Annotated in this window: 13 protein-coding genes; 6 read left to right on the forward strand and 7 right to left on the reverse strand. The window is 63.3% G+C overall.

Features of this window, described 5'->3' with window-relative positions; genetic code table 11:
• Positions 1-3: 3 nt before the first annotated feature.
• A complete protein-coding gene (locus NMQ09_RS18475) occupies positions 4-660 on the reverse strand; it encodes an HAD family hydrolase (RefSeq protein WP_255192042.1) in 657 nt (218 codons plus the stop codon).
• 181 nt (positions 661-841) lie between these two features.
• Between NMQ09_RS18475 and NMQ09_RS18480 the strand changes: the two genes are divergently transcribed.
• A complete protein-coding gene (locus NMQ09_RS18480; protein WP_255192043.1) occupies positions 842-1951 on the forward strand; it encodes an ATP-grasp domain-containing protein in 1110 nt (369 codons plus the stop codon).
• A 25-nt stretch (positions 1952-1976) separates the two neighbouring features.
• Here NMQ09_RS18480 and NMQ09_RS18485 read toward each other — a convergent pair whose 3' ends face one another.
• The 3 genes from NMQ09_RS18485 to NMQ09_RS18495 form a co-directional block, all read right to left on the reverse strand.
• On the reverse strand, positions 1977-2744 hold the full coding sequence (locus NMQ09_RS18485; RefSeq protein WP_255192044.1) for a hypothetical protein: 768 nt from the start codon (positions 2742-2744) through the stop codon (positions 1977-1979).
• A gap of 305 nt (positions 2745-3049) precedes the next feature.
• Entirely contained in the window at positions 3050-4045 is a 996-nt protein-coding gene (locus tag NMQ09_RS18490; protein ID WP_255192045.1) for a winged helix-turn-helix domain-containing protein, read from the reverse strand.
• Positions 4046-4455: 410 nt separating this feature from the next.
• On the reverse strand, positions 4456-5451 hold the full coding sequence (locus tag NMQ09_RS18495; protein WP_255192046.1) for a linear amide C-N hydrolase: 996 nt from the start codon (positions 5449-5451) through the stop codon (positions 4456-4458).
• A gap of 253 nt (positions 5452-5704) precedes the next feature.
• Here NMQ09_RS18495 and NMQ09_RS18500 point away from each other — a divergent pair, with 253 nt between their 5' ends.
• Positions 5705-6526 (forward strand): IS5 family transposase, encoded by an 822-nt coding sequence (locus NMQ09_RS18500; RefSeq protein ID WP_255192047.1) that lies wholly within the window; start codon positions 5705-5707, stop codon positions 6524-6526.
• 35 nt (positions 6527-6561) lie between these two features.
• Here the strand turns inward: NMQ09_RS18500 and NMQ09_RS18505 are convergent, their stop codons facing one another.
• The gene (locus tag NMQ09_RS18505) at positions 6562-6786 is read right to left on the reverse strand and encodes a hypothetical protein (RefSeq protein ID WP_255192048.1); all 225 of its coding nucleotides are present in this window, start codon (positions 6784-6786) and stop codon (positions 6562-6564) included.
• 79 nt (positions 6787-6865) lie between these two features.
• Positions 6866-8323: an IS66 family transposase gene (tnpC, locus tag NMQ09_RS18510; RefSeq protein ID WP_255191006.1), complete on the reverse strand. Its 1458-nt coding sequence runs from the start codon at positions 8321-8323 to the stop codon at positions 6866-6868.
• 199 nt (positions 8324-8522) lie between these two features.
• Between tnpC and NMQ09_RS18515 the strand changes: the two genes are divergently transcribed.
• The 3 genes from NMQ09_RS18515 (at position 8523) to NMQ09_RS18525 (ending at position 11929) form a co-directional block, all read left to right on the forward strand.
• Complete coding sequence (locus NMQ09_RS18515; RefSeq protein ID WP_255192049.1) at positions 8523-9692, forward strand: AI-2E family transporter; 1170 nt, start codon at positions 8523-8525, stop codon at positions 9690-9692.
• A 60-nt stretch (positions 9693-9752) separates the two neighbouring features.
• Positions 9753-10505: a class I SAM-dependent methyltransferase gene (locus tag NMQ09_RS18520; protein WP_255192050.1), complete on the forward strand. Its 753-nt coding sequence runs from the start codon at positions 9753-9755 to the stop codon at positions 10503-10505.
• Between the two features lie 479 nt (positions 10506-10984).
• Positions 10985-11929 carry a carbohydrate kinase family protein gene (locus tag NMQ09_RS18525; RefSeq protein ID WP_255192051.1) on the forward strand — a complete coding sequence of 315 codons (945 nt, stop codon included), beginning with the start codon at positions 10985-10987 and terminating at the stop codon, positions 11927-11929.
• Between the two features lie 166 nt (positions 11930-12095).
• Here the strand turns inward: NMQ09_RS18525 and NMQ09_RS18530 are convergent, their stop codons facing one another.
• The gene (locus NMQ09_RS18530) at positions 12096-13055 is read right to left on the reverse strand and encodes a TIGR03885 family FMN-dependent LLM class oxidoreductase (RefSeq protein ID WP_255192052.1); all 960 of its coding nucleotides are present in this window, start codon (positions 13053-13055) and stop codon (positions 12096-12098) included.
• 296 nt (positions 13056-13351) lie between these two features.
• Between NMQ09_RS18530 and NMQ09_RS18535 the strand changes: the two genes are divergently transcribed.
• Positions 13352-14308 (forward strand): hypothetical protein, encoded by a 957-nt coding sequence (locus NMQ09_RS18535; RefSeq protein ID WP_255192053.1) that lies wholly within the window; start codon positions 13352-13354, stop codon positions 14306-14308.
• Positions 14309-14311 lie beyond the last annotated feature (3 nt).

Genomic DNA, 14311 nt, shown 5'->3' on the forward strand with positions numbered 1-14311 from the left:
CGATCACTTCTGCGGCCGACTAACCGGCTCCTCGAGCACAGTCGGGAGTTCACCGATCGACTCGAGTTCCACGTCCGGTTCGGGCCCGGATTCGGCGGCATAGCGCCCCTGTCGGACACGAACGGTCCGCATCCCGAGGGTGTTCGGCACGGCGACGTCGATCGTCGGGTGATCGCCCACGTAGGCCGCCTCGTCCGGGTCGACGTCGAGGATCGCCAGCGTCTCCTCGAACGGGTCAGGTTCGCGTTTCGTAACGCCGCGTTCGGGCGACACCCAGACCGCGTCGAACGCCGACTCGAGCCCGAGTTCGGCCAGCTTCTCCCGGCCGTTTCTCCCGTCGGTGATCAGCCCGAGTCGCCGTTCGGCCCCGAGCCGCTCGAGGAGTCGGGGGGCGCCGGGATAGGGCTCGAGCGAGCCAATTCGGTCGTGAAACGCCGCGATCAGGTCGGGAACGTACTCCCTCGAGAGCCCGTGGTGGTCGAGGACGTGGTCGAACGTCCCGCTCCTGATCCCCGCGTCGTACGCGACCACGAGGTCGTCGACGACGTCGACGCCGGTCTCGGCCTCGAGGTGAGCCGCGGCCGCTCGGAGTCCGGCGTGGGCGTACTGCTCGTAGGGATAGAGCGTATCGTCGAGGTCGAAACAGATCGCACGGACCATCGGCGGTGGCTACGACGCCTCGGCCGAAAGGAACGCGGCGCCTAACCCCTGGCTGGCCGTCGAACGGGCTCGCTACCCGGCGCCTGCGGTGACGTAACGGCTGCCTACGGGACCCTCACGGCCGGCTCGAGCGCGGTAGGCGGTGGACAGTAATAGCCCGCCGCGTCGCCTCCTCGAGGAGATGTCAGATTCGACGGCTTCATCGACTGCTGCCGCTTCCGAGGCCGGACCCGACGCCCGGCTCCTGCTGACCGGCGCCGGCGCTCCCGGTGCCTCCGGCATCCTTCGCAGCCTCGAGCGCTCGAGCCTCGACCTCGAGGTCGTCGGCGTCGACATGGACTCCGACGCTTACGGCTTCGCCCTCGTCGACGAGTCGTACACGGTTCCCCCCGGCACTGACGATGACTACCTCGAGCGCGTGCGCGAACTGGTCGACCGGGAGGAAATCGACGTCGTGCTCCCGCTGACGACCGCCGAGCTCGAACCGCTCTCGCGGGCGAAAGCCGACTTCGCCGATCGGGGAGTGACGGTGATGGTCGCCGACCCCGACGCGCTCGAGACGGCCAACGACAAGGGTCGCCTCTACGCCTTCCTCGCCGAGCGCGGCTTCGACGCGGCACCGGACTTCGAACGAGTGGACACGCGCGAGGCGTTCGTCGACACCGTTTCCAGCCTCGGCTACCCCGACCGACCGGTCTGTTTCAAACGCCCCGTCGCCAGTGGGATGCGCGGCTTCCGCGTCCTCGACCCGACCGTCGACCGGGCCGACATCCTGCTCAACGAGAAACCCCACAGCGCCGTGACGACGCTCGAGGACGTCCTCGTCGTCCTCGAGGAGGCCGATCCGTTCCCCGAACTCGTCGTCATGGAGTACTTGCCCGGCACCGAGTACAGCGTCGACGTCGTCGCGACCGGCGAGGGAGTCCCCGCCGTCGTCCCCCGCTCGCGGGAGCGCACCCGCGCCGGCATCTCCTTTGCAGGAACTGTCGAGCAAAACGACGAGCTGATCGCGGCCGCCCGGGAGATCACGACGGCGCTCGGCCTCGAGCACAACGCCAACCTCCAGTTTCGCTACGACGCCAACGGCGTCCCGAAACTCATCGAGATCAACCCCCGGGTGTCGGGGACCATCGTCATGTGCACCGGCGCGGGGGCGAACATGCCTGCGTTCGGCGTGAAACACGCCCTCGGCCACGACCTCGAGTCGCCCGAGGTCGCGTGGGGGACCTCGATGCGCCGGTTCTGGCAGGAGGTGTTCGAGGGACCTGACGGGGACCGCTTCCGCCTGTAGCGCCGGTGGTGTGTCCCGAATCGGCTCACGCCTCGTCGCATGGCCTGTCTGGCGGCGAGATCGGGTCGACCTCGCCCCACGAGTGGAAGTCGGCTCGACCGGTCGGCCACTCCGAACGTACCGGGTAGCCGGTGTCCGTAGAGAGGTACTCGACCGTGATGTGGTGTTCGAAGACGTAGACCGCCTCGCCGCCGATGGTGGTCGTTCCGGCGGCCGCCAGGGTGGCGTACTCGTCGTCGCGTGAGGGGTCGACGGGGACGTACTGTGCCTCTTCGGGGTCGCGCCGCTCGAGATCACAGTGTCCCATCACGATCGTGTAGAGATCGCCGTCCACGCCGTACATCTCGATCTCCTCGCTCCCGTCGATGTAGACGTGAAAGTTCTCGCCGTGGACCTTCTGATAGCCCTCCGCCGGCTCCGGCGACAGCAGTGTGAGGTCGGCGACGAACGACGGCTCGGACGCGACCACCTCGCCGAAGTACACCTCCTCCGGCAACTCCTCGAGTGCACCCTCGTCGACGCCGGGCGTGAAGTCGTCGCCGAGGTCGCCATCGTCCGGGCTCGAGTCGGTCGGAGCGCTATCGTCAGCGTCGGCTCCGTTCGGTCGGTCCGATCCATCGCCAGCGCCGTTCCCGGAATCGTCGTCACCCTCGTCGCTACCGGTACAGCCCGCCAGGGCTGCGACGCCCGTCGTGGCGAGACCGGTGAGGAGCCGCCGCCTTCCAATCGATCCGGCCCGCGACGCTGGCGACTCACCGTCGCCGCGACCGCGTCGCCAGGTTCCGAAACTCATGCCTGGCGCCCCTTTAACGGGGTGGTCAATCTCCTCGATCGTCCGTCGATCCCCGCTCGGGGACGTCGTCGGATGCGGCCACTCCGCTCGGCTCGCTTCGGCTCGCTTCGGCTCGCTCCGGTGCGGGCCAGCCGTCGGCGGTCACTCACCTCGAGCGGGTGGTGGCGCTGGACGCTGAGCGTCACGTATTCGCGCACTGCAGACATTATTACGGTATGAACTCTCTGCTGACTAGATGATAAAGATATTCTGTACGACAGTACTGTATCGTCACTGATCAGAGGGCGGCCGCGCCGGGCGAGCCGTCAGCACCCTCGGGTCGACCGCGTTACGTCGACGACGTCGAGCGCGTCGTCGAGACACAACTGTAACTCCTCGTCCCCGCAGGGGATCGTGAGCGCGATGCGCAGCGGATCCTCCTCGAGAATCTCCTCCTCGACGGTCTGTGCACGTCGAAACGTCTCCCACGACGCGAACTGGTGTTCGATTCCGTGGTCGTGGTAGAACGCCGCCACGGCCGGGTGGGCGAGGATCGCGATCGTGAGTGGGCCTCGGGCGACCGACTTACACTGGTGACAGACCTCCGCGACTTCGATCCGGTGCTGGCGATTGCAGCGCGGACAGCCGCCCCGGTCGCCGGGCTCGTGCGTCTCACAGACGTCGATCGATTCGACGACTTCACTCGAGCAGTCGGGGCAGATTCCGGTGATGAACGACTGGATCCGGTTGAGGTTGAACGCGAGCGTCGCGTGGAACGCGTCCTCCGGCGTTCGGTCCGACAGCCCCGTCGGCGGAAACGGGAACGTGAACAGGACGCCATCTTCGCCCGTCGAATCCTGCCAGATGCCCGGACACTGGCTACACGACGCGCTCAGGTGGTGGTCTTCGTAGTCGACCACGACGGGCGCATCGCACCGGGGACAGGTGGCATCGATCTCCGCAGCGTCGATGCGCGGCCGTTCGCGGACCGTCCCCGCGACGACTGCCCGGGCGATTTCGAAGCCAGCTTCGGTGAGCTCGTAGCCGGTGTCCGTCTGGCGGACGAAGTGATCGGTGAGCTGCTCGAGGTGGTAGCTGAAGTTCCCGGTGTCGCCGTACCCGACCCGCTCGTACAGCTCCGAGAACGTGACGGCGTTGTCACCGTCGTACAGCTCCGAGAACTTGACCACGTTGGCCGGATCGTTCGGATCGTACAGCTCCCACAGCGTCTGGACGATCGCAAAGCGCGTCTCATTCGCGAGGATAGCGAACGCGTCGTTCGGCGAGAGGGGACTCGACTCGTCGCGATCCCTGTGGTTCATACTAAAAGATAGTTCCTCTCCACGTGAAAACTTTCTGGACGCAAACCAGATTCGAACCACGGTCGTCCTCGCTGGCCCCCTCGCGAAGGCTCGAGGCTGGCGGCCGACCTCGCCGGCGAGGAGACGCGATCAAAACCGTCTTCGGCCTCACGGACGTAGCCTCGAGCGGCCGATGACGAGGCACCCGTTCTGAGCCGGACTCGGCACCCGGCAGTGACGAACCCTATGAGTGCCGAGGCCACCGATCTACAGGCGAGGCAGGCCGCGTCTCTCTGGGTATGACTCCGAGGCGGTTCTCTCCTCACGCTCGTGTCACCGCCGACCGCTCGGTTCCACCACCGAAGAACGGCCGGCCACCCCCGTCACTGGCTGGCGTGTCCGTCGGTCGAACGCGTCGGGAGTGACCGGGATCAACTCGAGTGAGCGGGGACGCCGAGAAACGCGAACGGCTCGGTTTCGACGAGGTCGTCGGCGACGTCGCCTGCGAAGACGGTCGCCTGGTGCTCGCCGAGCGACAGCGATCGAACGCCGGCATCGGCGTCGAAGTCGACCCCCTCGAGGTCGAGCCAGAAGACGTTCGGTGAGAGTGCCGACTCGAAGTAGTAGCGTCGGTCGCGGTGGTCGGCGACCGTGCGCCAGCGCGTCGAGGAGATGTGCGGTTCGTCCGGTGTGCTGATCCCGTACGGGACGGAGACGTTGCGGATCGCGCCGAAGACGCTTGCCGTTGCGATTCGACGGTCCCGGGTCTGGGGAATCGCATCGACGTAGAAACTCGCGCGGGCGAACCGGTCGGCCGGGCGGTTCGTTCCCGGTAACATGACGGTGCCGCCGATCTCCGACCAGTACGCGTCGAGTGCGAGTTGCTGGTCGAACGGCGGGGAGTTCGTCATCACCTGGTACTCCCGATCGTGATGGATCCGCAACTCGCCGTCGACGTACTCGAGGATGGCGCTGTCACCCGTGGCGTCGGAGATGGACAGGTGCAAGGTTGCGAGTCGGCCCTCGTCGGGAATTTCGTCGGAGACGACGACGAACGCCTCGTTCCGGTGGCTCTCGACTGCCTCCGCGACCGTCGCGAAGTTGTCGAGGACGTACTGCGCCCACAGCGAGATCGCCAGTCCGGGCGTGTCGCCGTCCCACTCGGGATAGTCCGATTCGGTGAGCCACAGGACGTTCGCGACCAGCCCCGCTTCGTTCATCCCGTCGGTCGTCGCGATGTCGTACGCGGAGGCGACGACGCTGCCGTACTCGGCGGTCCACTCGAGCGAGGCCGGGCCGACCTCGCCCGTTCGCTCCATTCCGCGTGGGAACACCCAGAGGTTGGTTCCGATCTCGCCGTGCCAGTCCATCGACCGGCCAGTGAGCACGAGGTCATCGGGTCCGAGATACACCAGTCGGGTACACATCTACCGTCTCCCTCCCGTCTCTCGGTCGGCGTGCGCCAGGAGTCCGAGCATGAGGCCGTCATACCTCGAGTACGGACATAAGCTGTGTCCAGTCTGAACTGATACGTTCCGGCCGGGCGGTGGGTGTGTACCGACGTCGCCTCTTCGCTCCGGAGTCGCCTCTCCGCTCTGGACGATCCGTGGGGTGGTCGCCGGGAGAGTGGCTCTGTTGAAATCCTTAGTGAGTTACAGGTTCAGTCAGTAGTTTGAGTAGATGCAGACCCTCCCAAAGTCTCGGTTGCTCCGATTTGTCGAGGAAGCATTTCAGTTAGCGCAACGTGCCGTAGCTCGATACTCCTCGAAGTTCTCGAAGCAACGGTATACGCTCCATCAGCACATCGTTCTCCTCTGTCTCAAAGTTCGAAAGGATACGACGTATCGAACACTTCTCGACGAACTCATCGAGATGCCCCGTATCCGGAACGCAATCAATCTCACTGAACTCCCTGCGCCGTCTACGCTATGCAAAGCGTTCGACAGACTCGATATGGCTGTCTGGCGAGTGCTGCTCAATCTCTCTGTGTCACTGCTCCCGACCAACGGCGTTGTGGGGATCGACGCGTCGGGATTCGACCGCAGCCACGCCTCAAAACACTACACGAAACGAGCCAAACTCACGATTCAGCAACTCAAAGTAACACTGCTCGTCGATTCCAAAGTGAACGCAGTCCTTGATCTACACGTGACGACGACACGAAAACACGATAGTCAGATCGCTCCGTCGTTGATCAAACGCAACCCCGAGACTATCGACATCCTGCTCGGGGACAAAGGCTACGACGACCAGAAAATCAGACGGCTTGCCCGTCAACACGAGATTCGTCCACTAATCAAACATCGTGAGTTCACACCGCTTCACAAGGCATGGAACGCACGCTTAGACGCCGACCTCTATGGCCAACGGAGTCAATCAGAGACAGTCAATTCAACGCTCAAGCGGAAGTACGGTGCGTTCGTCCGTTCACGACGCTGGTGGAAGCAGTTCCGTGAACTCGCTCTTGCGTGTATTGTCCACAATCTTGACCAAGCAATCTAACGACCAGTACAGGTGCTAAATTGAGCGAGGTATAGTTACAGTCTATCTCCGTAGACTGAATCGAAGCGAGTGTACACCGCCGCAAATGCGATGAAGACAGCGATCGCTCCGATAGCGACACCAATCCATTCTCCGTATGGCACACCGTATCCTAACAGGACTGTAGCAAGCCGTTCCCCGACAAATGCCATCGTCATGATCACGCCTAAGCCGAGGAGAAACTTCACAACGAAATTCCGCTCTATGATGTTCTGTTCCATATTAGATATTTCCCATGGAACAGTATAAGTTTTCCGTAGTTGGATAGCGTGATCAGGACTCACCGGTTAGTGATGCCTCTCATCCTAATCTGAGTTCTTGCCCACCGAGGATGGACTGGAGCTGTTCAGGTGGATCAAGTCCTCGTCGTTTCCACGTGGCTAACATGGTCGTGATCGTCTCGTGAATCTGGACCCCTTCGGCTGAGCGGAGGGTCCGGAACATCTTCCGCAGCACCACTTGCTCGCGCAGAGCGCGCTCTGCGCGATTATTCGTCGAATCGACGTCTGGCTCTGTCACGAACGTCAGCCAGTGGCCTAACCCGTTCCTGATCTTCTCGATCAGTTTCTGAACCTCCTGTGACTCATACTCCTCCCTGATCAGCCCTTCCAAGTGTAACGACGCCTCCGCCCGCATCTGCTCGCGGGCGGAGGCAGACGGGTCCTCTTCGTCGAACGCCGTTAAGTCATCGTGGAGATCGTGCAACTCCGCAGAAAGCCACTCTGCTTCCTCATACCGCTCAGCAACGTACTCTGCCTCCCGTAACAGATGCGCCCAGCATCGCTGGAGTTTCGTGTGGTAGCTCCGGTACGCCGACCAGCCGTCACAGCTGAGCGTCGAGTCCTCGGCGAATTCCTCGCCGAGGACGTCCTCTAACACCTGGCTTCCACGACTCTCATCAACCCAGAACAGCACCTCTTCGTCAGTAACAAACGTCCACGCCCAGTGTTGCTCTCCATCAACAGGAAAGCCCGTCTCATCACAATAGACGACGTCACTCTCCCGAACACTGGCTTTGACGTCTTCATACGCGGGTCGCAGCCGGTCTGCGACCCGCTTGGTCAGGTTGTAGATTGTCCGGTGGGAGATGGGGAGATCGAGCTCCCACTCAAACAACTCTGCCTGCTTTCGGTTTGGAAGTCGCTGATGGAACCTTCCAAGGGCGGTTTGGGCCATGATATTTGGCCCAAACCGCCCGGTTTCCGGGCAGTCAGGATGTTCAGCAACGACCTCGTTTCCACAGGAACAGTGGTGTTTGCCGAGTTCGTACTCGGTGACAGTGGTTGGAATGGGGAGTGGTATATCGATAATCGTCCGTGAGACGTAGCTGTCCGGGTTAGAGAGTGTCTGCTCACAGTCTGGGCAATATCCCCGATCAACTCGAATAGTCTCCTCTGGTTCCGGAGGCGGTCGAGTTGTTCCCTCGTGACCTTCGTCACGTCCTGGAGAGGAGTCGCTGGCGGCGTCAGCGTCGCCGCCAGCGTCGTCCCCTTGGTCTTCGTTCTCTTCCTCGTCGCTGTCATCGTTGCCAGGTGATCCAGCCGCGCCACCCTGCTTACTGGGTGGTGTGTTTGGGTTTTCGTACCACTTGAGGCGTGCTTGCAGATTCTCGATCTGCTGTTGCTGTGCTGTGAGTTGACGACGGAGAAGACGGTTCTCGAACTCTTTGACTACGAGCTGCTGGCGGAGATGCGTACTGTCCTCAGCGCGGATCGCGGAATCTGTCGATTCCGGCGATCCGCCAATCCCCAGCGACACACTTGATTTACCATTGAGAGACCATTCATGAGACTGCTACGAAATCGGTCTGGCAGCAAGTCGCTATCCAACTACAGTTTTCCCTCTGTGGTTAGTACGCATGTGCAGTGTGAGTAGATTCACGTGAATATCTCTCTAAAGAATAGGGTTTCAACAGAGCCGGGAGAGTGAAATACGTCACTCCTGTACTCTTCGATACATGGAACTCGACCGCACGTTCGCCCGGCGCGTTGGCATCGGGCTGGTGGTCCTGGCGCTGTTTCTCCTCGCCGCGTACGTCGCCGTGCGGTTCATCGCGGTGCTCGTGTTCGCGGTCTTTCTCTACTACGCTGTCCGTCCCATCTACCGGTTCCTCGAGCGATTCGGACTGCCGCGTCGCGTCAGGGCGATACTCGCGCTGGTGCTGTTCGGCGTCCCCTTCGTGGTGTTGCTGGCGTACACGCTCGCGATCGTCGCCCTCGAGACGCAGGCGTTCGTCGAGGCCTACGACGTCCAGGACCAGGTCATCGAGCAGACGCTCGAGGAGGTCGACGTCACCGGCGTCGATCTCGAGGAACTCCAGCAGGTGGCCACCGGGGCGGCCGCGCAGGCGTCCCTCGGCGTGGTGCTGGTGAGCCTCGCCGGGGCGGTGGATCTCCTCGGAAGCGCGTTCGTGCAGTTTCTCATCCTCGTCATCCTGACCTACTACATGCTGATCGACGGGCCGCGATTCGTCTCGTGGCTCCTCGAGACGTTCGACGAGTCGGGCGTGCTGACCGCGTTCGTTCGCGCCACGGATCCGGAGCTGTCGATGACGCTGTTCGGGAACATCGTCAACGTGTTCGTCACGGCGATCGTCGGCGTCGCGACGTTCTACACGTACAACCTCTTCGCGCCCGCGGCCGTTCAGGTACCGTTTCCGGCCCTGATCGGCGCGCTGGCGGGCATCGGGAGTCTGATCCCGGTCGTCGGCATCAAACTCGTTTACGTGCCGGTCACGGTGGTACTCGCGGCGAACGCGTGGCTCGCGGGCGACCTGTCGTTGCTCGTTCCCGTCGCGGTGCTGTTCGCCGTCAGCGCCGTCGTCGTCGACTTCATCCCCGACTTTTTCATCCGGGCACACATCAGCGGGAAGCAGACTCACACCGGAATGCTGCTGGTCGCGTACATCGTCGGCCCCGTCGTGTTCGGGTTCTACGGGCTCTTTCTCGTCCCGATCTTGCTCATCCTCGTGATCAACGCCACGTACGTCCTCCTGCCGTACGTGCTGTCGGGCGACCCACCCGACAGCCGCCAGTCGCGATTGCAGGAGTACGCTGACGAGCACGAGGCGTCCACGGAGCCGGCGGTGACCGAGCAAGAACCCGTCGTCACGAGAGGCAATTCCTGACAGTAAAGGTGAACAATACTAATGCGGGCACCTGCTGTCCCTTCCTGACGGGACGAGAGAATGAACGAACAGGAAGTTGGGCAGTACTTCGACGCGACGGCCGACGTCTACTCACACGAGCGGGGCCTCGACGAGATCGAATCCTGGCCGGTCGTCGACGAGTTCATCGACAGGATGAGCACCGAGGGGGACCGGTTGCTGGAGATCGGCTGTGGCGACGGTCTCCTGCTCGAGTACGCGCTCGAGCACACCGACGTCACGGAGGCACACGGGCTCGACATCTCGCCCGAGATGCTCCCCGACGCGGACGCCGACGTGCGAGCCCACTACGTAGAGGGGTCGGCGACGGATCTGCCGCTGCCGTTCGAGCCGGAGTCGTTCGACTTCGTCGTGATGAGCGACGTGCTCCACCACCTCGTCGGTGCAAATCGCGCACAGTCGAAGCTGAAAGCACAGGCTGCGTTGATCGAGGCGTCGACCCTCCTCAAACCGGGTGGATACCTCGTCGTAAAGGACATCTACTATCGAAGCCCGATCGGGCCCGACCAACTGACGTCGTACGCGATCTTTTTCGGGCTCAAGTACTTCTCCGGCATCGCGTCGGCGATCGACGAACAGGCCGCACCCGGCCTGCTGGTCTCGTTTTACACGGAGGGCGAACTGCTCGAGTTGCTTCGACAGGCTGGAACGACGGTCGTGGGCACGTCGGTCGACGTCAAAACGCAGCCGTCGATTCCGAGACGTGCGCTCATCGGCGAATCGGCCTGTATTCGACTGTACGCCAGGAAGAAACCGAGAATTAGCGCCAGATAACACGTGGGTGATGGGGGTGGAGTAGTCGGCGAATCGATCTTCACCCGACTACAGCCGAGCGGCCAGCCCCGGGCCCGTCGTTGAGGCTGACCGCTCGGCTGTGACGGTGTCCCTCGTTTCAACGAGTACTATAGTCGGTCGATACGCCCGCTGATCGGATCGACTCGATTCCGAACCGACCAGGAGCTGTCGTGACCGCGTATCCGGACAATACCGTTCGCCGATCACCGTTGGGGTGAGCGTACCGTTCGATCCGCCGTCGACCGTCATCGACGACGGCCACACCGTTGGCCCTGGTTTCTTCTCTCGCTCGAGTGGCGCCGGGCCGCGATTCGAGCGCGCGGGCGGACGTCCACCGCTGGTAAGTCGGGTCTGGGTGTGCAGGTAACTCGAGTGTAAGGGTGCGCCTCGTATCGGAGTCGAACGGCGAGAAATAATGGTGGCATAGTTACCACCATGCCCGACACACACCGGCACGTATGACCGGCGTTCCGGAAGTGGTGGCGGTCGGCAGTGCACTCGTAGACGAACAGTACCTGGTCTCGAACCTGCCGAAACCCGACGGTGGCGCGTACGTCAACGACGAGTCGGTCGCGTTCGGCGGCGTCGCCGCCAACGTCGCGGTGGCGCTCTCCCGTCTGGGCCGGTCGACCGGCGTCGTCGTGCGGCTGGGAAACGACGACAACGCCGATGCGGTCGAGGCGAACCTCCGTGAGGAGGGCGTGGCGGTCGATCGCGTCACCCGGAGCCAGGACGAACGATCGACGTACTGTAAGGTGTTTCGCGATCCCGACGGGAGACGGATGATCGTCACCGGTGGCGGGGCAGCGAAGCACCTGACGCTCGAGGCCGACGACGAAGCCTACCTCCGGTCGGCCGACGTCGTCTTCACGAACGGCTTCTGTCCGGATCGCGTCACGCGCCAGCTGTGTGAGCTCGCCGCGAGCGGCGACGTTCGACTGGCGTTCGACCTCGCCAGCCCCCTCGACGGGCTGGAAGGGCGGGGGACCGAGCGGGAGACGGTGGACGAACTGCTGGAACCCCTCTCGCTGTTCGTCGCCAACGAGACGTCGATCGACTCGTATCTGGGGGTCAGGGGGAAAGCGGCGGTCGAACGACTTCGCGCCCGCGGCGTTCGTCGCGGGGCGCTGACCCGTGGTGAACGTGGGGCGATCCTCTGGACAGACGAGGAGCTCGTCGAGATCCCCGCGCTCGACGTCGACGTCGTGGATACGACCGGCGCGGGGGACGCCTTCGTGAGTGGACTGATCCACAAGTGGCTCCTCGAGGACGAGTCGATCGACGTCGCTGGCCGCTTTGCGACCGTCGCAGGCGGCTACAACTGCACCAAAACGAGCGCTCGTGGCGGGATGGTCGACGAGCACCAGCTCGAGGCCGTGCTGAACGAGGCACCAGTTCGGTAGTCGGCCGGCTCTCCTCACGCCGACGCAGCCACCCAGTCACTGTCAAGCCGACGCAGCCACCCAGTCACTGTCACGCCCCTGCAGCCGGATGCCTCCCACCACCGTCGGCTGGTGGGTCGATCGCCACAACCGGGGACGGCCATCGGACACCGGACTGGCCAGGCCCTCACTCGAACGCTGGTAGCACCTCTTCGCCGAACGCCTCGAGGAACGCCTCCTGATTCGTGGTAACGTTGTGGACGAACACCCGATCGACGTCGAGTTCGCGGTCTGCCTCGAGCCACTCGATGTGCTCCTCGAGGTCGGCGGAGACGCGGACGTTCTCCTCGACGACGCCCTCGTCGAGCTCCGCGGCGAGTTCGCCGAACTCCTCGGGAGTCCGCAGCTCCTGGGTCACGGCGCCGGGGACGCAGTTCGCCCGCCACTGGTCGTTCGCGCCCTCGAGTGCGGCGTCGTCGTCCTCGGCGTAGGCGTGCTGGGCTTTGAGGTAGATCGGTTTGTCGGGGGCGTGCTCCCGGAAGGCCTCGACTCGCGCCGCGTCGTCCTCGTGATCTGGCGTGGCGATCGTGATCATGCCGTCGGCCCACTCGGCGAGCCACCTGGCGGTCTCCTCGGAAAGTGCTGCGCCGATCAACGGCGGGGCCGTCTCGGGACGCGAGTACAGTTGCGCCTGCTCGACGTCGATGCGTCCGTGGTGGGTCACCTCCTCGCCGTCCCAGAGTCGCCGCATGATTTCGGCACACTCCTCGAGGCGGGCGTTTCGCTCCTCCTTTACGGGCCAGTCGGTCCCCGTGATCCCCTCGTTGAGGAGCTGCCCGCTCCCGACGGCGAACCAGAACCGGCCGGGGTACTGCTCGCGGAGCGTCGCCGCCGCCTGGGCGACGATGGCGGGGTGGTAGCGGTAGCCGGGCGCGTTCACCGTCCCGAAGCTCATGTCGGTCGCCTCCATCGCCGAGCCGAGCCACGACCAGACGAATCCCGACTCGCCCTGCGTCTCGCTCCACGGATGGAAGTGATCCGAGGCGAGTGCGTGCTCGAAGCCGACCTCCTCGGCGAGTCTGACGTACTCGAGGAGCGCACTCGGCGCGAACTGCTCGTGGGAGGCGTGATAGCCGAGGGCGGTCATCGGCGACTCACCCGCGGGTGCCGACGCGAGGTGGCCGCCGGCCGCACCACTCGGCGATCGATCCAGGGCCGGTCGCCTCGAACTCGAGCGTCGAGCATACTCTCGCCCACCACGGATCGATCCTTAGTTCCACGGCGTGGTTGTGCGCGATTTCCTCGAGCGGCTCGAACAGTTCCGCGTCGGAGACCGCTGTGTTGTGGGTTCGTCTGCACTGTCTCACTTACCCGAACGTAACCATGGTAGTTACGTTCGGGTAAGTGACTACTTTTGATGATTCGGGAAAATCGTACGAGCACATGGTACTTCACTTCGGGAAAGCGACGGGCATCTTCGTAAAGACGATGCCTTTCGTGCTGCTTCGGATGGGGATCGGAATCCTTCTCGGGATCGCTGCGATCCTCTATTTCGGGATCGTCATCGGGTTTGGACTCTGGCTCCTCGACGCCGGAACGATCTCCGGTGGGATCGGGGCGATCGGCCTGTTACTCGCGATCGTCATCTTCATCGGGGCGTGGCGGCTGATCAGCCGGTACGTCCTGTACCTGGTGAAAGCCGGCCACATCGCCGTCATCGCCCACATCGTCGACACGGGTGAGGTCCCCTCGAACCAGATCGCGTTCGGGAAATCCAAAGTCCGTGAACACTTCAAGGAAGCGAGCGCGCTGTTCGCCGTCGACCAGCTGGTGAAAGCGATCATCAAGCAGTTCAACAGGCGCGTCGTCTCGTTTTCGAACCTGTTCGCGTTCTCCTCCGGTATCCGGAACATTATCCGAATCATCGGCCGGGCGATCGCCATCGCCGCCTCCTACATCGACGAGGCGATCATCGCCTACATGTTCACGACCACCGAGGAAAATCCCTGGCGAGCCGCCAGAGATGGTGTGGTTCTCTACGGGAAAAACTGGAAGCCGGTTCTGGGTTCGACGCTGCTGATCGTCCTCGCGCTGTACGCGGCCACCTTCGTCATGCTGCTGGCGATGACCCCGATCGCGAGCGTCCTCGGTTCTCTGTCGACGGTGTTCGAGGTCGTCGGCTGGGTCGTCGTCTTCGGCATCGTGCTCACCATCTACGCCGGCTTCCTCAACCCCTGGGTAAAGACCGTGGTGATCACCACGTTCCTCATCGAAGCCCAGGACGACACGCCCGACAGTGCAACGATGGAACGGATCGCAGACCGGTCCGATAAGTTCAACGAACTCATGGGGAAAGCCGAAACCGAAGAGAAAGAGCCGGCAACCGCACCGGCACGATAGCAC

It is taken from the genome of Natronobeatus ordinarius, from assembly GCF_024362485.1.
GTDB lineage: Archaea > Halobacteriota > Halobacteria > Halobacteriales > Natrialbaceae > Natronobeatus > Natronobeatus ordinarius.

Excerpts from the sequence above, each read along its gene's own strand:
- NMQ09_RS18475 (WP_255192042.1), bottom strand. The coding sequence starts at position 660 with ATGGTCCGTGCGATCTGTTTCGACCTCGACGATACGCTCTATCCCTAC.
- NMQ09_RS18480 (WP_255192043.1), top strand. The coding sequence starts at position 842 with ATGTCAGATTCGACGGCTTCATCGACTGCTGCCGCTTCCGAGGCCGGA.
- NMQ09_RS18485 (WP_255192044.1), bottom strand. The coding sequence starts at position 2,744 with ATGAGTTTCGGAACCTGGCGACGCGGTCGCGGCGACGGTGAGTCGCCA.
- NMQ09_RS18490 (WP_255192045.1), bottom strand. The coding sequence starts at position 4,045 with ATGAACCACAGGGATCGCGACGAGTCGAGTCCCCTCTCGCCGAACGAC.
- NMQ09_RS18495 (WP_255192046.1), bottom strand. The coding sequence starts at position 5,451 with ATGTGTACCCGACTGGTGTATCTCGGACCCGATGACCTCGTGCTCACT.
- NMQ09_RS18500 (WP_255192047.1), top strand. The coding sequence starts at position 5,705 with ATGCAGACCCTCCCAAAGTCTCGGTTGCTCCGATTTGTCGAGGAAGCA.
- NMQ09_RS18505 (WP_255192048.1), bottom strand. The coding sequence starts at position 6,786 with ATGGAACAGAACATCATAGAGCGGAATTTCGTTGTGAAGTTTCTCCTC.
- NMQ09_RS18515 (WP_255192049.1), top strand. The coding sequence starts at position 8,523 with ATGGAACTCGACCGCACGTTCGCCCGGCGCGTTGGCATCGGGCTGGTG.
- NMQ09_RS18520 (WP_255192050.1), top strand. The coding sequence starts at position 9,753 with ATGAACGAACAGGAAGTTGGGCAGTACTTCGACGCGACGGCCGACGTC.
- NMQ09_RS18525 (WP_255192051.1), top strand. The coding sequence starts at position 10,985 with ATGACCGGCGTTCCGGAAGTGGTGGCGGTCGGCAGTGCACTCGTAGAC.
- NMQ09_RS18530 (WP_255192052.1), bottom strand. The coding sequence starts at position 13,055 with ATGACCGCCCTCGGCTATCACGCCTCCCACGAGCAGTTCGCGCCGAGT.
- NMQ09_RS18535 (WP_255192053.1), top strand. The coding sequence starts at position 13,352 with ATGGTACTTCACTTCGGGAAAGCGACGGGCATCTTCGTAAAGACGATG.